This window comes from Ramlibacter sp. PS3R-8, from assembly GCF_037572435.1.
Taxonomy (GTDB): domain Bacteria; phylum Pseudomonadota; class Gammaproteobacteria; order Burkholderiales; family Burkholderiaceae_C; genus Ramlibacter.
In genome coordinates, this window is sequence record NZ_JBBHGT010000001.1 from 780,975 (window position 1) to 799,688 (window position 18,714).

20 protein-coding genes and 2 tRNA genes are annotated in these 18,714 nt (G+C 66.3%); 8 read left to right on the forward strand and 14 right to left on the reverse strand.

The features are described from left to right. Positions 1-3: 3 nt before the first annotated feature. From WG902_RS03680 to WG902_RS03720, 9 genes are all read right to left on the reverse strand, one after another. Positions 4-438 (reverse strand): hypothetical protein, encoded by a 435-nt coding sequence (locus WG902_RS03680; protein WP_340058565.1) that lies wholly within the window; start codon positions 436-438, stop codon positions 4-6. Positions 439-638: 200 nt separating this feature from the next. Continuing rightward, positions 639-2,969 carry a copper-transporting P-type ATPase gene (locus tag WG902_RS03685; RefSeq protein WP_340059433.1) on the reverse strand — a complete coding sequence of 777 codons (2,331 nt, stop codon included), beginning with the start codon at positions 2,967-2,969 and terminating at the stop codon, positions 639-641. Between the two features lie 140 nt (positions 2,970-3,109). After that, complete coding sequence (locus tag WG902_RS03690) at positions 3,110-3,445, reverse strand: copper-binding protein (protein WP_340058566.1); 336 nt, start codon at positions 3,443-3,445, stop codon at positions 3,110-3,112. Next, positions 3,442-3,930: a DUF411 domain-containing protein gene (locus tag WG902_RS03695; protein WP_445263651.1), complete on the reverse strand. Its 489-nt coding sequence runs from the start codon at positions 3,928-3,930 to the stop codon at positions 3,442-3,444. Before WG902_RS03695 ends, WG902_RS03690 begins: the two co-directional genes overlap by 4 nt. Continuing rightward, entirely contained in the window at positions 3,927-4,442 is a 516-nt protein-coding gene (locus tag WG902_RS03700) for a cupredoxin domain-containing protein (protein ID WP_340058567.1), read from the reverse strand. The genes WG902_RS03695 and WG902_RS03700 overlap by 4 nt, the downstream gene beginning before the upstream one ends. Before the next feature lie 17 nt (positions 4,443-4,459). Further along, positions 4,460-5,884 (reverse strand): multicopper oxidase family protein, encoded by a 1,425-nt coding sequence (locus WG902_RS03705; RefSeq protein ID WP_340058568.1) that lies wholly within the window; start codon positions 5,882-5,884, stop codon positions 4,460-4,462. A 13-nt stretch (positions 5,885-5,897) separates the two neighbouring features. Further along, on the reverse strand, positions 5,898-7,331 hold the full coding sequence (locus WG902_RS03710; RefSeq protein WP_340058569.1) for a TolC family protein: 1,434 nt from the start codon (positions 7,329-7,331) through the stop codon (positions 5,898-5,900). Next, positions 7,328-7,684 (reverse strand): hypothetical protein, encoded by a 357-nt coding sequence (locus tag WG902_RS03715; RefSeq protein ID WP_340058570.1) that lies wholly within the window; start codon positions 7,682-7,684, stop codon positions 7,328-7,330. Before WG902_RS03715 ends, WG902_RS03710 begins: the two co-directional genes overlap by 4 nt. A 111-nt stretch (positions 7,685-7,795) precedes the next feature. After that, positions 7,796-8,236, reverse strand: a complete 441-nt coding sequence (locus WG902_RS03720) for a hypothetical protein (RefSeq protein WP_340058571.1) — start codon at positions 8,234-8,236, stop codon at positions 7,796-7,798. A gap of 269 nt (positions 8,237-8,505) precedes the next feature. On the opposite strand from WG902_RS03720, the gene WG902_RS03725 reads away from it, so the two are divergent. The 5 genes from WG902_RS03725 to WG902_RS03745 all read left to right on the forward strand — a co-directional run bounded on the left by WG902_RS03725 (position 8,506) and on the right by WG902_RS03745 (position 10,598). Then, positions 8,506-8,865: a hypothetical protein gene (locus WG902_RS03725; protein WP_340058572.1), complete on the forward strand. Its 360-nt coding sequence runs from the start codon at positions 8,506-8,508 to the stop codon at positions 8,863-8,865. 72 nt (positions 8,866-8,937) lie between these two features. Continuing rightward, positions 8,938-9,222, forward strand: coding sequence for a copper-binding protein (locus WG902_RS03730; protein WP_340058573.1), 285 nt, complete (start codon positions 8,938-8,940; stop codon positions 9,220-9,222). Further along, positions 9,219-9,866 carry a hypothetical protein gene (locus tag WG902_RS03735; RefSeq protein ID WP_340058574.1) on the forward strand — a complete coding sequence of 216 codons (648 nt, stop codon included), beginning with the start codon at positions 9,219-9,221 and terminating at the stop codon, positions 9,864-9,866. The genes WG902_RS03730 and WG902_RS03735 overlap by 4 nt, the downstream gene beginning before the upstream one ends. Before the next feature lie 10 nt (positions 9,867-9,876). Continuing rightward, a complete protein-coding gene (locus WG902_RS03740; RefSeq protein WP_340058575.1) occupies positions 9,877-10,206 on the forward strand; it encodes a heavy-metal-associated domain-containing protein in 330 nt (109 codons plus the stop codon). Further along, positions 10,206-10,598: a hypothetical protein gene (locus WG902_RS03745; protein WP_340058576.1), complete on the forward strand. Its 393-nt coding sequence runs from the start codon at positions 10,206-10,208 to the stop codon at positions 10,596-10,598. The genes WG902_RS03740 and WG902_RS03745 overlap by 1 nt, the downstream gene beginning before the upstream one ends. Before the next feature lie 75 nt (positions 10,599-10,673). Here WG902_RS03745 and WG902_RS03750 read toward each other — a convergent pair. Then, positions 10,674-10,750, reverse strand: a tRNA-Arg gene (locus tag WG902_RS03750). A 72-nt stretch (positions 10,751-10,822) separates the two neighbouring features. Between WG902_RS03750 and WG902_RS03755 the strand changes: the two genes are divergently transcribed. Beyond that, entirely contained in the window at positions 10,823-11,650 is an 828-nt protein-coding gene (locus tag WG902_RS03755) for an alpha/beta hydrolase (RefSeq protein WP_340058577.1), read from the forward strand. A gap of 1,239 nt (positions 11,651-12,889) precedes the next feature. Here the strand turns inward: WG902_RS03755 and WG902_RS03760 are convergent. The 3 genes from WG902_RS03760 to WG902_RS03770 all read right to left on the reverse strand — a co-directional run bounded on the left by WG902_RS03760 (position 12,890) and on the right by WG902_RS03770 (position 14,466). Then, positions 12,890-13,369, reverse strand: coding sequence for a hypothetical protein (locus WG902_RS03760; RefSeq protein ID WP_340058578.1), 480 nt, complete (start codon positions 13,367-13,369; stop codon positions 12,890-12,892). 284 nt (positions 13,370-13,653) lie between these two features. Continuing rightward, positions 13,654-14,241 carry a hypothetical protein gene (locus tag WG902_RS03765; protein WP_340058579.1) on the reverse strand — a complete coding sequence of 196 codons (588 nt, stop codon included), beginning with the start codon at positions 14,239-14,241 and terminating at the stop codon, positions 13,654-13,656. Positions 14,242-14,389: 148 nt separating this feature from the next. Beyond that, positions 14,390-14,466, reverse strand: a tRNA-Pro gene (locus tag WG902_RS03770). Positions 14,467-14,633: 167 nt separating this feature from the next. Between WG902_RS03770 and WG902_RS03775 the strand changes: the two genes are divergently transcribed. Next, a complete protein-coding gene (locus WG902_RS03775; RefSeq protein ID WP_340058580.1) occupies positions 14,634-16,214 on the forward strand; it encodes a methyl-accepting chemotaxis protein in 1,581 nt (526 codons plus the stop codon). Here the strand turns inward: WG902_RS03775 and WG902_RS03780 are convergent. Beyond that, positions 16,211-18,220, reverse strand: coding sequence for a hypothetical protein (locus WG902_RS03780; protein WP_340058581.1), 2,010 nt, complete (start codon positions 18,218-18,220; stop codon positions 16,211-16,213). The two genes, WG902_RS03775 and WG902_RS03780, sit on opposite strands and share 4 nt — an antisense overlap. Positions 18,221-18,344: 124 nt before the next feature. Between WG902_RS03780 and WG902_RS03785 the strand changes: the two genes are divergently transcribed. Then, a complete protein-coding gene (locus tag WG902_RS03785) occupies positions 18,345-18,713 on the forward strand; it encodes a hypothetical protein (RefSeq protein ID WP_340058583.1) in 369 nt (122 codons plus the stop codon). The last annotated feature ends 1 nt before the right edge of the window (position 18,714 follow it).

Below are 18,714 nucleotides of genomic sequence, written 5' to 3' on the forward strand. Positions count from 1 at the left end.
CCTTTACTTCGCCGGCTGCGGAAGGCGGTCGCTCATCATGTCCATGGCCGCCGCCATCATCGCCATGCGCTTCTCCATCATCACGTGATGTTCCGCCATGCCATTGGCGCTCTTCATGTCGCCCATGCCCTTGGGCATCTCTTTCATCATCGCCATGCCCGCGCCCATGGTCTTCATGTGCTCGCTCATGAGCGCGTTCTTCTCCTCGGGCGTCTTCGCGGCCACCATCTTCTCGTGCATGGCCTTCATCGCGTCGGTCTGCGAGTCCATCTTGCGCATGTGGGTGCCATTCTTGCCCGCGTGCGCCTTGGCCGTTCCAGTTCCTTTGGCCGGCGCCGCCTGGTGCGCGGCGTGCTCTTCGGGCGTGGTGGCGGCATAGCCCGGGACCGCGAGAGCCGCGGTGAGGAGGCCGAGGGGGATGAGGTGGGTGGTTTTCATTGGGATTCCTGGTTGAAGAGGCCTTCCAGCCATGCTGCTCCTATTGGCGAGGCGCCGACTTGATCTGAGTCAATCCAATGTCGGAGAGCGAGCGGCGCCGAGAGGCCGCCACTCTGGACCTCTGCCTTCATCAAGGCGTCCGCGTCCCCCAGACGGCGGACCGGGCCCGTAGCCGCACGTGCCGCTTTGGGCGCTTCGATTCAGGAGCGCCACCGCTTCAATCGCAGGGCGTTGCCGACGACGGAGACGGAGCTCAGGCTCATTGCCAGCGCCGCGAGCATGGGAGACAACAGCCAGCCGGTCCACGGGTAGAGCACGCCAGCGGCCAAGGGGATCCCGAGCGCGTTGTAGAGGAACGCGAAGAGCAGGTTCTGCCGCATGTTGCGCACGGAGGCCTCGGAGAGGTCGCGCGCGTCGGCGATGCCCCGGAGGTCTCCCTTGACCAGGGTCACCTGCGCGCTCTCCATGGCCACGTCGGTGCCGGCTCCCATGGCGATGCCCACGTCCGCGCCGGCCAGTGCTGGAGCGTCGTTGATGCCGTCGCCGGCCATGGCGACCACCAGCCCCTGCGACTTGAACTTGCGGGCGAGCTCGAGCTTGTCCGCGGGCTTCACCTCGCCGTGGACCTCGTCGATGCCGAGCGTTCGAGCGACCGACTTGGCGGTGGCCAGACCGTCTCCGGTGGCCATGACCAGTCGCACGCCCTGCCCCCGCAGCCTCGCGATCGCCTCCGCCGTCGTCGCCTTGACAGGGTCCGCCACGGCCAGGAATCCCGCGAAGCGGCCGTCGATCGCCAAGTGCATGACGCTGGCTCCGCTTTCGCGCATCTCCCTGCCTGGCCCGGACAGGGCGGCGACATCTACGCCGAGCTTCTCCATCAAGGCGGTGTTGCCGAGCGCGAGGCTCTTCCCTTCCACTGTCCCGCTCACCCCGATGCCGGTGCTCGAATCGAAGGACCCGGCCTTGGCGAGGGCGAGGCCCTTGGCCTTGGCGGCTTCTACGATGCTGTGGGCAAGCGGATGCTCGCTGCCTTGGTCGAGGCTCGCGGCCATGCGGAGGACTTCGTCTTCCGTGAATCCCGGCGCTGCGATCGCCTTCTGGAACGCCGGCTTGCCTTCCGTGAGGGTCCCGGTCTTGTCGACGATCAGCACGTCCACCTTGCGCATGTTCTCGATGGCGGAGGCGTCCCTGAACAGAACGCCGCGCTTGGCCCCCTCCCCCGTGGCCACCATGACCGACATCGGAGTCGCGAGTCCCAGCGCGCAGGGGCAGGCGATGATCAAGACCGCCACGGCGTTGATCAAACCGTAAACCCAGGAGGGCTCCGGACCCCAGACCCCCCAGGCGAACAGGGTCGCGAGCGCGGCGATCACGACGCCGATGACGAAGTAGCCGGCGACGACGTCCGCCATGCGTTGCATCGGAGCTTTGGACCGTTGGGCCTGCGCGACCATCTGCACGATCTGCGAGAGCACCGTCGCCGACCCCACCTTCTCGGCGCGCATCGTCAAAGCTCCCGACGTGTTGATGGTGGCGCCGATCAGCTTGTCCCCCGGCGCCTTGGACACGGGCATCGGCTCGCCGGTGACCATCGACTCGTTCACCGAGCTCTTGCCCTCCACCACCGACCCGTCGACCGGGACCTTCTCGCCCGGGCGCACCCGCAGCAGGTCGCCCTCGTGGACGTGCGAGATTGGCACGTCGGCCTCCGAGCCGCCAGGCTCCACGCGCCTGGCGGTTTTTGGCGCGAGCCCGAGGAGCGCCCTGATCGCCGCGCCCGCGCCGGAGCGCGCGCGCAGCTCCAGGACTTGGCCTAGAAGCGTGAGCGAGATGATCGCGGAGGCGGCCTCGAAGTAGACCGCCACCCGACCCATGGAGACGAACGACGCTGGGAACAAGCCCGGGGCGACGGTGGCCACCACGCTGTAGAGGAACGCCGCGCCGGTGCCCAGCGCGATCAACGTCCACATGTTCGGGCTCTTGTTGACCACCGACTCCCAGCCTCGCTTGAAGAAGGGCGCCCCCGCCCAGAGCACGAGCGGCGCGCCCAGCGCGAGCTCGACCCACGTCTGCGCGCGCGAGCCCATGAGCTCCATGGAGTGGCCGAACATAGCGAGCAGCACGCCCACCACGGTGAGAGGCAGCGTCCACCAGAAGCGCCGCTCGAAGTCGGCGAGCTCGGGATCTTTGCCTTCGCCCAATGTCGGCATCTCGGGCTCCAGCGCCATGCCGCAGATCGGGCAGTGTCCTGGCGCGTCGCGACGGACCTCGGGGTGCATCGGGCAGACGTATGCCCCCCCGCTCGGCGCATCCATAGCCGCAGGCTTCGCGGCAGAGGGCGCGTGGCCCGCATGGCGCTCAAGCACGGGCGCGTGGTTTAGGTGGGCATGATGATCATCGCCACCTTCGGCCGTGCGCCCTTGCGGAGCCTCGAGCTGCAAAGCCATGCCGCAGATCGGGCAGCGCCCTGGCTTGTCTCGGCGCACCTCCGGGTGCATGGGGCAAACGTACGCCGACCCGCCATGGATCATGGCCCCGTGCGCCGAGGGCGCGAGCCCGCTTGGCTTGTGAGCCGTATGTTTATGGTCCATGGCGAAATTTCCTCAAATGGATTGATATTGCGCGCGACGATCGACGAGTCGTTGACCCAGGTCACGCGGGCTTGAACCCGTCACTGAGCCGCAGCCTGGATCTCGGTAATGGTGAACTTGCCGTCCTCGCTCGCGGCGCGGAAGCGCACCTTGTCGCCCTGCTTGACCTTGTCGAGCATCGCGGCGTCCTTGACGCCGAAGACCATGGTCATCGGAGGCATGTCGAGGTTCTTGATCTCGCCGTGCTTCACGGTGAGCTTCCCGGATGACTTGTCGACCTTGCGAATCTCGCCTTCGGTGAACTCAGTGGCGGCCCGAGCCGATGCCTGCGCGGAGCCCGCCTGCTGGGCGAACGCGGGGGCGGAGAGGCCAGCGGCGAGAGCCGCGGCCAAGAGGAGTTGCTTGACTTGTTTCATGACTTCTTTCCTTCGTACCGTTGATAAATCTTGCTTGTTCCGTCCTTCGCGAGCAGCAGCACGTCGAAGGAGTCCTTGCGACCGCCGTAGACGGCGCCGTCCATGCCGGGCGAGCCCACGGGCATGCCCGGGACCGCCAAACCGACCGCCGCGGGCCTCTCGGAGAGCAGCCGCTTGACCTCGCGCGCCGGCACGTGCCCCTCAAGGGCGTAGCCGCCCACGATCGCCGTGTGGCAGGAGCCGTGCTTCTTGTCGATGCCGAGGCGCACGCGGACGGCGTTGTTGCCCGTGTCGTTTACCTTGACCTTGAAGCCATTGGCTTCCAGATGCGCGACCCAGTCCTTGCAACAGCCGCACTCGGGGTCCTTCCAGACTTCGACCTGGAGCGCCTTCGCAGGAGACGCGGCCAGGACCATGCCCGGCGCGCACGCGAGGATCAGAGCCGCGCCGGCTGCGCCCCTGCGGGAGATGGCGCCCGCCGTCATTTGGACGCTCCCGCGGCGAAGACCTTGATCTTGCCTACCATGCCCGCCTGGTAATGCCCTGCGATCAGGCAGGCGAAGTCGAACTCACCGGGACGATTGAAGTTCCAGACAAGTGAGCCTTGCTTGCCCGCGGCGACGTGCGTCATGTAGGGCTCGTCGTGCTCCATGCCCGGGAACTTGACCATGAGGGTGGCATGCTCGTCGAGCGTCTTCTTATCGCCGATGACCATCTCGTGAAGCACCTTGCCCTTGTTGCGCACGACGAACTTCACCGTCTCGCCCTGCCTCACTTCGATGTTCGATGGCGTGAAGCGCATGTCGTCGTGCATGGCGATCTCGATCGTGCGGCCGGCCGCCTTCGCGTCGCCCGCGATGCCCCAGGGCTTCTGCTCCTTCCTGGCGGCCGCCGACGCCTTCCTGGCGTCGTGCCGCTCGTGCGCCGGGGCAGAGCCGGCGGAGAAGGCTATTCCCGCGAAGACCGCAAGAGCGGCGAGAGTTGCGTTGGTTTTCATGTTCATCTTTCCTTCGATCAATGGGCGCTGTGGCCGGACGCGGGTTTGCGGACGCGCACTTCGACGTCTTTCGCCGCGGGCGTCCTGGCCGCGGAAGGGGCCTTCTGGGGGGCGGCGCTCGCGCGCACAGGTTCCGGCAACTGGCCCGTGAACTCATACGCGACGGTGCCCTGCGGGTGTTTGAACCAGCCCGGGTCCGCGTAGTCGCCGCGCTTCTGCTCGCGGCGCACTTTGACAGTGGTGAACATGCCGCCCATTTCAAGCCCCCCGAAGGGGCCCACGCCGCCCATCATCGGAGCGGTGTTGTCCGGCAGCGGCATCTCCATCTCGGCCATGTCGGCCATCCCGCGCTCGCCCATGACCATGTAGTCGGGTACGAGCCTGGCGATCTTCCTGGCCACGTCGCGGTGGTCCACGCCGATCATGGTCGGCACGTCGTGCCCCATCGCGTTCATGGTGTGGTGCGACTTGTGGCAGTGAAAAGCCCAATCGCCCTCCTCGTCGGCCAGGAACTCCACCTGTCGCATCTGACCGACCGCGACGTCGGTCGTCACCTCCATCCAGCGCGTGCTTTTCGGCGTGGGCCCCCCGTCGGTGCCGGTGACCATGAACTCGTGGCCGTGCAGATGGATGGGATGGTTCGTCATCGTGAGGTTGCCGAACCGGATGCGCACCTTGTCGCCGAGCCTCACGTTCATCGAGTCGATGCCGGGGAAGATCCTGCTGTTGAAGGCCCAGAGATTGAAGTCGGTCATCGTCATGATCTTCGGGGTGTAGGCGCCCGGATCGATGTCGTAGGAGGAAAGCAAGAAGACGAAGTCGCGGTCGACCTCCTCGATCAGCGGATGCCTCGCCTTCGGATGCGTGACCCAGAAGCCCATCATCCCCATCGCCATCTGCGTCATTTCGTCGGTGTGCGGGTGGTACATGAAGGTGCCAGGGCGCCGCGCGACGAACTCGTAGACGAACGTCTTGCCGACGGGTATGGCCTTTTGGGTCAGCCCCGAGACCCCGTCCATGCCGTTGGGGAGGCGCTGCCCGTGCCAGTGGATGCTGGTGTGCTCCGGAAGTTTGTTGGTCACGAAGACGCGGACGCGGTCGCCCTCGACCACTTCGATGGTGGGCCCGGGGGACTGGCCGTTGTAGCCCCACAGATGAGCCTTGAAGCCCGGCGTCATCTCACGCACTACGGGCTCCGCCACCAGGTGGAACTCCTTGACGCCGCCATTCATGCGCCAGGGAAGCGTCCACCCGTTCAAGGTCACCACCGGGTTGTAGGGCCGTCCGGTGTTGGGGATCAGCGGGCCCGCGGTCGCCGGTCCCGTCTGGATCACGGGCTCGGGCAAGGCGGCCATGGCCACCTTGCTCACGCTCGCGGCGCTGACCGCGCCGGCGATCGCTCCGAACCCCGCCAGGAAATTGCGTCGGTTGTTGTTTTGCATGCGTCCCTCGCTGTCAGTGGGCAGCGTCGCCGCCGCCGGGGGCCGCCGCGCCCGAGGGCGTGAAGCTCGGAGCTCCCGCCATGGGCTTGCCGATCAAAGTCGATGAGAGGCTGGCGTCAGCCAGCCAGAAGTCGCGCTGCGCCTCGATGGCGGCGATCACTCCCGTGACTTGCTCGCGCGCGTCGGCCAGGAGCTCGAAGACGCCGATCAGCATCCCGTTGTAGCGAAGCACGTTCTCTTCCGAGATCGTCTTGCGCAGCGGGACCATCTCGTCGCGCTGGTGCCGCGCCTGGTCATAGGCGGTCCGGTAGGCCGCGTAGCCCTCGCGCGCCTGGGAGCCGGCGGAGCGCGATACCGCCTCGTAGCGGTTGGCGGCCGCGAGCGAGCGCGCGTCGAGCGCGGCTCGGCGTGTGGACCCCCAGTCGAACAGCGGCAAGCGGATGTCGAGCTCGTAGCCGCGGGTGGTCGACTTCTCGCCATTGCCCTCGAAGCGGGTGTCGCGCCGCGCTCCGAGCTCCACGTCCACGAGGCTCGACACCAGGTCGACGCCGTGGCCGCGTCCCGCGGCTTCGAGTTCCAGACGCGCGAGACGCGCATCGAGCCGCTGCGACGCCAAGGCCCTGGAAACCTCTTCAGGCGCCTTGGCCACCTTCGGCAAGTCGGGCAGCCGGTCGGGCAGTTGCAAGGCCCGCGCCTGCTCGTCGGTCAGTCCGAGTTGGCGGACGAGTTCCTCGCGAGCGGAGACCGCGTGCTGCCTGGCCGTGGCCAAGCGCGCCGTCGCGTCGCCATAAAACAGGTGCTGGCGAGCGGCTTGCAGCTTGGTGAAGTTGCCCACGGCCTGCAATCGACGGGCGAGCTCCGCGCTCGCGTCCGCAGCGTCTTTGACCTGGACCGCGTAGACCTCGATCTCGCGCGCGGCGACAGCCTTGACCCACGCTTGGCGGGCGTTCGACACTTGGTCGACCACCGCCCCGGCCATCCTCACGCGCGCTTGCTCGGACGCGATCTTCGACACCGCGCGGCGCTGCGGCAGCGTGATCAGGTCGAAGAGGCCAACGGAGAGCAGGCGCCCGAGCTCGAGGTCGGCGCCTTCGCGCAGCCTCTCGAAGGAGAACACCAGCCCCCCGGGGAGCCCGCGCTGCTGCGCCGTGGCGATCTCGCCCCAGCTCTGCGCCAAAGCGGCCTGGAACGCGGGGCTGTTGGCGACGGCGAGGCGCGCCGCGCCGTCCATGGTCAAGGGCTTGGCTAGCAGCTCGCTCGCGAGCCTCGAGGCCGACTCGCGCTGCGCGGCGTCGCGCTGGAGCTCGGCCCTGACGTCGCCGGAGACTGATCCGGCGAGCTCGTTGGCTTCGCCCATCGCATCTTGCATGTTGGGCGCGGCGCAGCCGGCCAGGACGATGGCGGCAGCGGCGGCAGCGGCCGCGGCCAGCTTGAATGTTCTTTTCATCGGGTGTGTCCCTGGTGAGGAGCCGCGGGACCGGCGGGGGCGGGCGCCGCGGGGGCGGGCGCCGCGGGCGCTGCCGGCGCCGCGACGCCTCCTTGCTGGGCCGCGCCCTGCGGTCCGCCTCGGATTTCCCGGGCGTAGGCGCGCCAGCCGCCGATCTCGCGGACCGTCTCGTTCGCTTTGCGCCAGTCCCCGACCTCGTCGGCGGCGAACGGGCGATATCCCTCGAAGGCCGAGCTGTAGGCGCCCTGAGGCTGCGGAGCCGCCGGCGCCGGCGCTGCGGTTTGGGCGATAGTCGCCCAGCTCGCCGCGGCCGCGATGGCGCCTAAGGCGATGGTTCTGATTTCTTTCGACATGGGTCCTCGCGTGATTTCGTTTCGCATGCGCCCGGCCGCGGGTCGCCGCGATCGGAATGGGAACGGAAATGCGGCGGCCGGGCCCGGGCGAGCCGGGCCGACGGCGGCCGCTTAGGTGCGAGGAGGCTTGTCGGGGGTGGGCGCGTGCCGCGTGAATACGCGGGCGGCTTCCTGGAGCGGCTGGGACATGGGCGTGGCCACATCCAGGCTGGGAGTGAACGTCTCGGACAACGCCACGAGGTTGCAACACGAGGCGCAGATGGGGCACCCGTGCCCGTCGTCGACCGTACCGGAGCCGGCCTGCGCCGTCTCTCCTTGCGCTTGGCTCAGCTTCGAGTCGGGCTGGACGCCAGCGTCGCTCGCGTGCAAGTGCGATGCATGGTCGTGCGCTTCGCCGTAGCCGTGCGCCGCGTGATCGTGGCCGTGGGGCTGCGACTGCGACCCTGTCGCATGCGCCGCCTGGTCGCAGAAAAGCATCGACGCGGCCGCGAACCCCTGGAGGGGCAGCGTGGCCATGACGAGCCATGCGATGACGAGGCGGAGTACTGACATTTCTTTGGCATCCTAGCGCAATGCGTCACCCGGGCAAGCGCGGTGCCCGATGCCCACAGAACGATGGCTCTTGTGAATTGCTTGCATGCTGGACGCCATCTTGGACCTTGCCCCTGTGGCAAGGTCAAGCCGATCGCGAAAATTTTCCCGCGGCTTTCCGGTTCAGACATGAGCTCAGCAGCAGATTCCGGGCGGGTGCGGCGGCGGACATCCGTGCCTCCGGGGCCCGCGCGGGTTGAACTTGGGGCGTCGCTGGGTATCATCCGTCCATGCGGACGCTCGTCCTGATCCTGATGATCGCTCTACTTCCCCTGCGGATGTGGGCGGCAGAAGGCATGGCGGTCCGCATGGCCTCGGACCAAGCCATGGCCGTGACGGGCGTCTCGGCCATGGAGTCGATGCCCGAGGACTGCCCCATGATGGCAAAGGCGAAGGCCGGAGCGGGCTCCGAGGACGACGCGCCGCAGGCCGCCACCCACTGCATGGCGTGCCATCTCTGCGCGGCTTCGGCATGCCTGCCCGACGTCGCCTTCGAGCAGAGCCCTGCGCCGACCGGCCCTCCCGTGGCAAGCGGGCTTTCCTACGCCAGCGCCGATCTCGCGCGCGACCTGCGGCCTCCCATCTCCTGATCTCCTCCTCGTCGGCCCCGCGATTGCGGGAGCGTTTTCGTGCGCGACATCCCGCGCACTCAGGAGATCGACATGAGACATTGGCAAATCGCCGTCGCCTTCGTTTTGGGCTTTCCGGCGCACGCCGCGCCGTCCGAGTGGGTCGCGGCCCAGGTGGTCAAGGTGGAACCGGAGCGCTCCCGGGTGACGCTCGACCACGCGCGCATCAAGAGCATCGGCATGGAGGCCATGGTCATGCCCTTCAAAGTCCAGGAGGCGGTCGACTTGAAGCCGTTCAAGGCGGGCGACAAGGTCCGCTTCCGGGTGACGAACAAGGACGACCATCTGGTGGTCGAGGCGATGGAGAAGTCGAAATGAGGCGGCTTCTCCGCATCTCTACGCTCGCCATTGCGGCGCTTCTTGGAGGCCAGGTGCACGCCGCGCCCATGGGCTTCAAGGAGAGCTGGATGGCGATGGGGGACCTGTCGCCCAACTGGCGCGAAGGCTTTGCAAACTACGCCTTCACCCCGCGCGACGCCGTCGGCCCGTCTCTGCTCTCTATGCGCAGCGACGACAAGACAAAGTCGCGCGAGCTGGCCGAAGTCGGCTACACCCGGCTGCTCCAGCGCTGGAACCTGCCGCACGCGCAGGCCAACGTCTGGTTCGTCGGAGGCCTCGGCGCCGTGCGCGGCAACGACTTCGCGGGGACGAGGACCATGGCCTCGCCGGGCATCCAGGTCGACTACGAGACGACGCGCGTCTACGCGATGGGGTTCGCAAGGCTCTACCGGGCTGAGGGGATCAACCATGACTATGCCGCCGCCCGACTGGGCTTCTCGTTCTACGAAGTTGACTACGACGAGATCCAGCCCTGGTTGGTGGTGGAGGCACGCCGGATGCGCGGGCTCTCCGACATGACCGAGATCACGCCGATGCTGCGGCTGATCCACAACCGCTACTTCGTCGAGGCCGGGGTGAACAACTCCAGGCAGCTCCGCTTCAACTTCATGTATACGTTCTAAGGAGATTCACATGCGCGACATCATCGTTTCCCTGGCCATCGCGATGGCCACCCTCCCCGCCTTCGCAGCCAACAGCGTGAAGGCCACCGTGAACGGCATGGTCTGCGCGTTCTGCGCGCAAGGCATCGAGAAGAGCATCTCGAAGATGGACGCGACCAAGGCGGTGTTCGTCGACTTGAAGAGCAAGGTCGTCCTGGTGGAAGCGAAGGAGGGCAAGACACTCGATCAGAAGGCGATCTCGGCGGCCATCGTCGACGCTGGTTACGACGTGGTGAAGATGGAGACCTCCACGCAGTCCGTCGACGAGATGAAGGCGGCTTCCAAGAGCGCCAGGAAGTGATGGACGACGGAGTCGCCCAGACGCGCGGCAGCCTGTGGAGCTCGGTGGCGACCTTGTTCGCCACGTCCAGCACGCTGGTCTGCTGCGCGATCCCTGCGATGCTTGTCGCCCTAGGCGCAGGCGCCGCGCTGTCTTCGCTCGTTGCGGTCTTTCCGCAGGTCGTCTGGCTCTCCGAGCACAAGGAGGCGCTGTTCGCGATCTCCGGCGCGGCGCTGGCGATCTCGGGGTGGATGCAGTGGAGGAACAGGACGGCACCCTGCCCGGTGGATCCGAGGCTCCGTGACGCGTGCCTGCGCACGCGCAAGGCCTCGGGACGCGTCTATTTCGTGAGCCTCGGCTGCTACCTGGTGGGCGGCTGGTTCGCGTTCGTCCAGCCTTGGCTGTCGGCGTAGCCTCGGCGACCCGAAAGCGTCAGGGCGGGCCCGGACACAAAAGGGCGCCGAATGGCACGAAACGGGACGCTGATGTGGCCTGCCCGGAGGGAATCGAACCCCCGACAACCTGCTTAGAAGGCAGGTGCTCTATCCAACTGAGCTACGGGCAGACTGAAGGGATTTTCCCATCAAACGTGCACCGCCGCGTCTGGCACGATACGGCCTCCACTGCCGGACCTCGCATGCAAGCTCGTTTCGCCTCGGCCGTCCGGTCCTTGTTCCTCTGGTGCATGGTCCTCACGCTGGCCGCATGCGGCGGTGGCGGAGGCTCCGAAGGCGTGCCGCCAGGCGAGCCGGTCGGTCGGGTGGAGACCTTCACCATCGCTTCGGCACGCAACGGCGCGACCTACGAGATCAGCGTGTACCTGCCCGCGTCCTACGCCACCGGGACCCGCACCTACCCGGTGATCTACGCCGTCGAAGGCGACGCCAGGCACGGGTACTTCAACGCCAGCGACACGCGTTTCGACGCGTTCGCGCGGGTGATGCAGCGCCGCGGAACGCAGGCGATCCTCGTGGGCATCGGCGGGGTCTATCGGCGCAATACCGACTTCCTGCTGCCGGGCGCCGAGCGGTACCACGCGTTCATCGTGCAGGAACTCGTCGCGCGCATCCAGTCGCAGTACCGCGTGGACCCGTCCCGCCGCGCACTGACCGGCCTGTCGCACGGCGGCTACTTCGTCCTGGCCGCACTGGCCCTGGAAGCCACCGCCGGCACGATCCGCTTCTCGCATTTCCTGTCGACGGAAGCCAGCACGGGCGGCGGCGACGCGGGCGTCGATACGCTCGAACAGCGCCTGGCGCAGGCGGGCCGGCCGGTGCCGACCACCTTGTTCCTCGCCGGCGGGTCGCAGGGGACCACCAACGGGTCTCTGGTGTTGTCGCTGTACGGCCGCCTGCGGGCCGCGAACTACGCGGGCATGACGGTGGAGCACATGGGATTCGCCGCGAGCCACGTCGGGACCGACGTGCCGGCGTTCGAGGAGGCGCTGGGGAGGTATTTTCCGTAGCCGGCACCGCGTGGGGCAGGCTCGCTGGAAAGACGAGGGCGAACGACAAGTGGGTGATGAACGCCGTCAGCCCGCCTTCACCGAATTCCGAGCGAGCCTGGTGACGCCACCTTACTGCACCAGATTCCTGAAGCCGTACCGCGCCAAGCCGCGGACGCACAACGAAATGCGCGCCGGGCTGCACGAATTGATGGGCTTCGCAAAGGAGCGTGGACAGGCCGGCCGGCAGCACTCCGGTCGACAGCCTCAGAACCATGCCCACGCCGGCGCTCGACCGGTATCCTCGGTGACCGCCTTTGCGTGCAGGTCATGAAAGTGCAGACCTTTCACGCCCGATCGCGCGATCGCGCGATCGCGCGCCCACGGGCTGACTTGAAGGCTCGTAGTCGTATCGCTGCGCTTCTTTGCTGGTGATCACCCAGCGCAAGTTGCGACGGCCGATCTCCTCTATCCCCCCTTACTGTGTCCTTCAGCCGCGACGTCCAAACGCGTCGACCGCAGGTCCAGCAGATCTCCGATACGCTGGCCGGCGAGGTAGGCGAGGTCGATCAGCGCCGCCAAGGAGCACCCTGGCGGGTCCGCTTGCCGTCGGCGCTACAGAATGCCGCCACCTTGATCCGGCGCAGCTCGATGGAGCAAGAGAGCCACCGCCTGCAGCAAGCTCGGCGAATGGCCACGCACAGCACTGAAGGCTAGACAGCGAATTACGTGCGGCACCGCAAGGCACAAGAGACGGAGGCCACCAGATGAGCGGCACCAGACACTAGCAGACGAACGAAAATTGTGTGAACCGGCCCGTGGGTCACACGGGCTTACGGCACTTCGACAATGGTGCATTGCCTCAGAATTGAGCTGGCCATTCCGTCGGTAAGCTTTTTGGGCTTATGCGGATCTTGCAAATCGCGCACTTGTATCAGTGCATGGGATGGGTTTTCGGATCGCGTGGCGGAACGTAAAACCGGATCTGCAACTACCTGTACCGCGTGAGTTTTGCTTCCGTGGCATGCCCCGACAACGCTTGCTACGGCTACCTTCGCAGTAGCCGCAACGCCCTGCCTCAGATCCGTCTTCAATATTGACACGATGGCCGAGTGATCCAAAATCGCTAGGCGACTCACCGATACATCGGACTGTTGAAAGGCACTCTTTGTGCCGCGTTTCTTAACCGGGTCCCAGAACGGCGCGTGCAACGCTCGCACCACCTCCTCGCTGGGCGCGAGAACATCGGGTTGACTCACGTTAGAGTGTTAAAAGTCGCTGCTGGCGGGACGTGGTCTCGAGCGGAAGACTGACTTGCCAAATCTGCTGCGGCGTTGGTGTCAGACCTAATGCACCCATGAGATCGGCGCAATCTTCGACGCGATACGTCGCCTCATGATTTGCTGCTTCCTGAAAGAGATTTATGGTGCCGTCAGCGTTAAATTGCAACTCTGAAATCGCACCGACTGCATCGGGCCAGTTCAAAATTAAAGCGCCCTCGTGACTCATGAAAACCGCCACATCTGGCGGCGTAATGTGAGCTGAACGCATAAACTGGTCAAACACCGCCAACGAGTTCGCATTAAGTGGAGAACTTGCACCACCGTCCCAACCTGGTGGAAGTGCAGCGAACTCCTGCAATCGACGCAGGCCATGAGGACCGAGAGCAACTATGGCTGGGTTGGACAACGCGGACGCTATCTCAAAGCGTACCAAGCCTTGCAGCCGGACGGTGCTCACGGGAGAAGTCACCCGGGCAAGCTGGCGTGCTCCAGCGTTGTACGTAATGCGCTGCTTCGCGCCGAAGGAGGATGCCGGGGCCGCGCTTGTAACGGCAGTGCCAGGAGCACGGCGCTTTAGAGCGGTGCCCCACATCTGAAACAGATCTCGGCCCAGCCCCCTAGATGTCAGCCTCGCCGCACCCCCATATTCGCGTCCCCGAACCGGCCGCTGAATAGCACCGCCGTCCAACATCCAAGCTGCAGGTTGGAAGTCAGTAAACGACTCAAAGACTGTCATCCCCTTCATGAAGCAGTTCCAATACTGTACTGATGGAGAGATCTCATAATTCCCGCAAACACTTGTGGCGGCATCTGAACGCGGACGACAGGCTCCATACGGATCACACGATCGTCGATCGCACGCTGTAGGGACACCGGCGAAGCATAATAAAAATCCACCGACGCGCCATTTGGATTGCTACCAACACGGAGAAAGTTTGCGGCCATTGAAACGCTCTGCTCAGGCTCACTCGTAATTTCCGACGGAGCAACTCCGAACCCATCCGGCGGGATGACCTGCGCGTTCGTTCGAATCCAGTCACGAAGACTCTCAGCGGTCAGATGCACGTCCAGTAATGCCCTGGGGCTACCATCCAGTTTCGACTGGAAGAACAGCATGCGGACCATGCCGAGTTCGGGCCGTGGTCGTACTGAAAACCCGTCTGAAACAAACTTGCGCGCCGGTGCAGGGGCACCGGCCAGATCCATGTTGATCTGAGCCACAGTGAATTCCGGGCCGACCCGCTGATTCGAAATGCCAATAGAGAGCGCAAAGCCCTCTGTACTGAGCGGATCGTCACCTTGCTGTTGTGCCTGCGCCTTCTTTGACATCGAGTCGTTGCCCCTACGCTGACTCATCATAGTCAACAATAGCTCCCAAGGGTCTACGCCGTTAGAAGAATTGCACTGCGTTAGAAAGTTGCCGCAATTTTATGCAGCTATCAAAACCAAAAAACCTGTTGAAGATCAACAGGTTAGATGGTCGGAGCGATAGGATTCGAACCTACGACCCTCTGGTCCCAAACCAGATGCGCTACCAGACTGCGCTACGCTCCGACGAGCCTGCATTCTAAGCGCGCCGTCCATCGTGCCTTGGTCGTTGCACGGCCATCGCTCCTCGCGCCACCCATTCCTCGCTGCGCACCTTCCGTCCGCCGCAGCCCTTTCCGCGCCGGGCCGCGTGCTACTGTCGAGCTTACATTTCCTTACGCTCGATCCACCCAATGAATTTCCGGATGACCATCGCGCGCAAGCTGATCGCGTTCAGCGGCCTTGCGCTCTCTTTCGTGCTCGCGGTCGGCCTCACTGGCTACCTGGCTGTTGAATCGCTGACCGCCGCCACCCAGCAGGTCCTGAGCGACGGGGTTGCCATGCGCAACCAGATGACCGCGGACATGGCGCACGATGCGCTTCGCGCCGACGTGCTCGCCGCGATGGAACTTGGCATGCGGGACGAGCCGGACAAGCAGAAGGCGATCAAGGCGGATCTCGCGGCCCACACCGACCGGTTCGAGAAATCCATTCAGCAGCTGGAGCTGGCCGACCTCGACGAGGACATCCGCGCGTCGCTGCGCGACCTGCGGCCGGACCTGGAAGCCTATCTCGCGCGCACGACGGAAATGGTGACGCTGGCTTTCACCGACACCGCCCAGGCTGCCAGGAAGTCGGACGGCTTCAAGGCAAGCTTCAACCAGGTGGAAAAGGACATGTCGGCGCTGAGCGACCAGATGGCCCGCCACTCCCAGGCGACGCAGCAGGCCAGCGAACGCGCGGGCCGACTGGCATCCACTGCGATCATCGGCGCCATGGCGCTCTCGGCGGTCGTGTTGCTCTGCGTGAGCATCGCAGTGTCGCGCAGCATCGTCGGCCGCCTGCGCCAGGCCGTCGCGATCTCGGACACCGTGGCCCGCGGCGACCTCAGTTCGCGCATCAGCGTGCAAGGCAACGACGAAATTTCCCAGCTCCTGGCCTCGCTGGCGCAGATGAACGACAGCCTGCAACGGTTGGTGGGCACGGTGCGCCAGAGCAGCGAGCACATCGCCGCCGGCACGGTGCAGATCGCCAACGGCAACCAGGACCTGAGCCAGCGCACCGAGGAGCAGGCGAGCAACCTGCAGCAGACCGCCGCCTCCATGGAACAGATCAACACCATCGTGCGCCACAACTCCGACGCCACGCGGCGTGCCAGCGAGATGTCGATCTCCGCCAGCCAGGCGGCCAGTGCGAGCGGGGATGCCGTCACCCGGCTGGTCACCACCATGGCCGGCATCACGGACGCCAGCCGCCGCATCACCGACATCACCAGCGTGATCGATGGCATCGCGTTCCAGACCAACATCCTCGCGCTGAACGCCGCCGTGGAGGCAGCCCGCGCGGGCGAGCAGGGGCGCGGCTTCGCCGTGGTCGCGGCGGAGGTCCGCTCGCTGGCGCAGCGCAGTGCCGCCGCGGCGCGCGAGATCAAGTCGCTGATCGAGGCGAGCGTGCAGCAGGTGGGCGCCGGCGAACAGCAGGCCGCCCACGCTGGCCGCAGCATGGCCGACGTCGTGCAACAGGTCCAGGCGATGACGTCGCTGCTGGCGGAGATCAGCACCGCGACGACGGAACAGACCCAGGGCGTGGCCGAAGTCAGCCTGGCCGTCACGCAGATCGACCAGGTCACGCAAAGCAATGCCTCGCTGGTCGAGGAGGCAGCGGCCGCTGCCGACAGCCTGAGCCGGCAGGCATCGGACCTGCTGCAGGCCGTCTCCCGCTTTCGCCTGGACAGCGTGAAGGCTCTGGACTACCAGGTGCTGCCGGCTGCCTAGGGCCGCGTCAGCAGGCGCAATGCAAACGGCAGCGGCCATTCGCCGTCGATTCCGGCAGCCGCCTCGCTGGCCAGATCGAGCAGCGGCCACACGCGCGGGCCGCTCCAGCGGGCGTTGTTCGCGGCGCGCGTGCAATGGGCCGGGTAGCTGTCGATTCCACCAAGATCCATGAAGAGGCCGAGATTCGGCAAGGTTTCGCGCGCATCGCCCCACGCATGCTGGTACGCGGCGCCGAGCGCGCGGCAATCCGTGGACATGACCGTGTAGCTGTCGTCCCCCGCGCCGTCGACGAAGACGCCGGTGCTGTTCGCGTGCCCCACGCCCAGGCTCAGCTGGCCCACGGTGTAGTCGTCATTGCCGCCCTCGTCCACGAAGACGCCGACCGACAGGTCCGTGGCGGCGCCCAGCGCCATCTCGTGGCTCGAGCGGTAGACGTCGTTTCCATTGCCACGCGCCAGCAGCACGCCGGCGGCGTAATGCGCTGCCGAGCCCATCGCGTACCACGCCGACTCGAATCGATCGTCGCCGCCGTCGTCCAGCAGGACGCCGAGGCCCTCGTAGTAGCCCACGCCCTGCGCGAAGACCTGCGCCTCGTACCGGTCATTCCCTCCCAGGTCCAGCAGCAGGCCGATGCCACCCGCGAGCGAGCGGCCGTCGAAGAAGTCCCCCCGCATTCCGTAGCCCGCGCCCTGTCCCATCGAAGTGTTGCGATCGGCAAGCTGCGGTGAAGGCCGGACCAGCGGCGTGTTGTTCAACGCGTAGCGATCGTTGCCGCCGGTGTCGACCAGCACCGCCACCCCCTGCGGCCCGCCCGTGGCCTGCGAGTAGGTCTGTGAGGTGAATTCATCGTCGCCGCCGCCACTGAGCAGCACGGCGAGGCCGCCGACGGCATGGGCTTGCGAACGGCTGCTCGCTACGAACCGGTTGCTGCCACCCCCATCGACAAGCAATGCCGCGCCGAAGAGCGCCGAAGCCTGCGCCTGTGCGGTTCCCTCGTAGCGGTCGTCGCCCTGGGTGTCCCAGAGGATGCCGTAGCCGAGGGTTGCGCTCGACGGATCGGCGCCGGGTGCTGCCGTCGCATACCTGTCGTTGCCGCGATGGTCGAGGAGCACGCTCATCCGGTGCGTGTCGTCGGGCGCGAGGAACTCGTACTCGTCGTCGCCACCGACGTCCAGCACCAGCAGGGGATTTTTCAGCCGGCGGCGGTTGTTGCGGCCGGTGGTGTCGACGAGGATCCATCCGAAGGGCGTCTGCAGCGACCAGTCGACCGAAGGCAAGGCCGCTTCGCTCTTGACGAAGCGCTGCAGGCGCTCGACGGCGCCAACGAGATCGAGCATGCCGCCGATCACCGCTTCGCGCTCGACAAGGGGAAGCAACTGGCGATAGTCAGGTGTCTCGAACGGGCCGAGTTGGCCCTCGAACGCCTGGCGGCGCAGCAACTGCGGGGTCACGCCCGGAGGAAAACGCTCGAACGCGCGCTGCAGGAATTCATGCGACTGCGCCATCGCAGCCAGCACGCGCGCGAGCTCGTAGCGCAAGGGATCGGGCAGCTGTGCGCGATCGGGGAGGACCGGCACCCAGCCGGCGCCTGCTTGCGTGAGCGCCATCCACGCGAGGGCCGCAGCCAGCGGATCGGGCGCCGCGCGCAGCCGCGCTTCGATGGCGGGCATTCCGAAGTCGATCGGACGTCGCAGCCGGGCGCCCGTGAGCGCGCCCGCACGCGTGACCAACGCGTGCGGCGATCCGGCCGCGGCCTTGAACGAGTCGCCCCATACGCCGGCGCGGTAGGGCGCATCCAGTGGCGCTGCCATCACGGCACGAAAGAACGGCAATTGCTGATCGCGCGTCGGGGAGGCATCGAGTCCGGCCAGGTCGGGAGCGCCGGTGCTCGTCGCAGCGCCGGCCTGCCGCAGCAGCTCGGGCAACGGCGCCCGGTCGCGCGTCTGCGCGCCGGCATGGCCTCCCAAGGCGAGTGCGATCAGCAGGGCGGCCGAATGTCGAAGCATCGGCCGCTACTGTAGCGGGTTGCCCCAAAGGCCTATATCTTCACATGTCCCGACTCGTCATCATCCCTCGAGGGAGTGGTCCTGCCGCTCCGCGGCAGCGAACCCATGCTCAGGAGACCAGGCGATGAGACGATTCACGATTGCGGCCGCGGCGGTGCTGCTCAGCGGCTGCTACACCTATCCCTACTACCCCTACTACCCGTATTACGGTTACGCGGCGACCACCACCACCGTCGCCTCGCCGCCGAGCTTCGACAAGTCATGGGACGCCGCCCTGGGCGCCGCGGCCGACGCCGGGGTGCAGGTCACGCAAGCGGACCGCAGCACCGGGCGCATCTCCGGCGTCAAGGCCGGCGCACCGGTCACCATCGACCTGCGGCCGCAGGCCAACAACACGCTGCAGGTGGTGTTCAACGCGCCGGGCTCCACCGAGAGCGGCCCGACGCTGAACGAACGCTGGCTGGCGGCGTACGAAAGACGCATGGGGCGCTGAA

Coding starts and splice junctions, on each gene's coding strand:
- WG902_RS03680 (WP_340058565.1), bottom strand. CDS start 438: ATGAAAACCACCCACCTCATCCCCCTCGGCCTCCTCACCGCGGCTCTC.
- WG902_RS03685 (WP_340059433.1), bottom strand. CDS start 2,969: ATGATCCATGGCGGGTCGGCGTACGTTTGCCCCATGCACCCGGAGGTG.
- WG902_RS03690 (WP_340058566.1), bottom strand. CDS start 3,445: ATGAAACAAGTCAAGCAACTCCTCTTGGCCGCGGCTCTCGCCGCTGGC.
- WG902_RS03695 (WP_445263651.1), bottom strand. CDS start 3,930: ATGACGGCGGGCGCCATCTCCCGCAGGGGCGCAGCCGGCGCGGCTCTG.
- WG902_RS03700 (WP_340058567.1), bottom strand. CDS start 4,442: ATGAAAACCAACGCAACTCTCGCCGCTCTTGCGGTCTTCGCGGGAATA.
- WG902_RS03705 (WP_340058568.1), bottom strand. CDS start 5,884: ATGCAAAACAACAACCGACGCAATTTCCTGGCGGGGTTCGGAGCGATC.
- WG902_RS03710 (WP_340058569.1), bottom strand. CDS start 7,331: ATGAAAAGAACATTCAAGCTGGCCGCGGCCGCTGCCGCCGCTGCCGCC.
- WG902_RS03715 (WP_340058570.1), bottom strand. CDS start 7,684: ATGTCGAAAGAAATCAGAACCATCGCCTTAGGCGCCATCGCGGCCGCG.
- WG902_RS03720 (WP_340058571.1), bottom strand. CDS start 8,236: ATGTCAGTACTCCGCCTCGTCATCGCATGGCTCGTCATGGCCACGCTG.
- WG902_RS03725 (WP_340058572.1), top strand. CDS start 8,506: ATGCGGACGCTCGTCCTGATCCTGATGATCGCTCTACTTCCCCTGCGG.
- WG902_RS03730 (WP_340058573.1), top strand. CDS start 8,938: ATGAGACATTGGCAAATCGCCGTCGCCTTCGTTTTGGGCTTTCCGGCG.
- WG902_RS03735 (WP_340058574.1), top strand. CDS start 9,219: ATGAGGCGGCTTCTCCGCATCTCTACGCTCGCCATTGCGGCGCTTCTT.
- WG902_RS03740 (WP_340058575.1), top strand. CDS start 9,877: ATGCGCGACATCATCGTTTCCCTGGCCATCGCGATGGCCACCCTCCCC.
- WG902_RS03745 (WP_340058576.1), top strand. CDS start 10,206: ATGGACGACGGAGTCGCCCAGACGCGCGGCAGCCTGTGGAGCTCGGTG.
- WG902_RS03755 (WP_340058577.1), top strand. CDS start 10,823: ATGCAAGCTCGTTTCGCCTCGGCCGTCCGGTCCTTGTTCCTCTGGTGC.
- WG902_RS03765 (WP_340058579.1), bottom strand. CDS start 14,241: ATGTCAAAGAAGGCGCAGGCACAACAGCAAGGTGACGATCCGCTCAGT.
- WG902_RS03775 (WP_340058580.1), top strand. CDS start 14,634: ATGAATTTCCGGATGACCATCGCGCGCAAGCTGATCGCGTTCAGCGGC.
- WG902_RS03780 (WP_340058581.1), bottom strand. CDS start 18,220: ATGCTTCGACATTCGGCCGCCCTGCTGATCGCACTCGCCTTGGGAGGC.
- WG902_RS03785 (WP_340058583.1), top strand. CDS start 18,345: ATGAGACGATTCACGATTGCGGCCGCGGCGGTGCTGCTCAGCGGCTGC.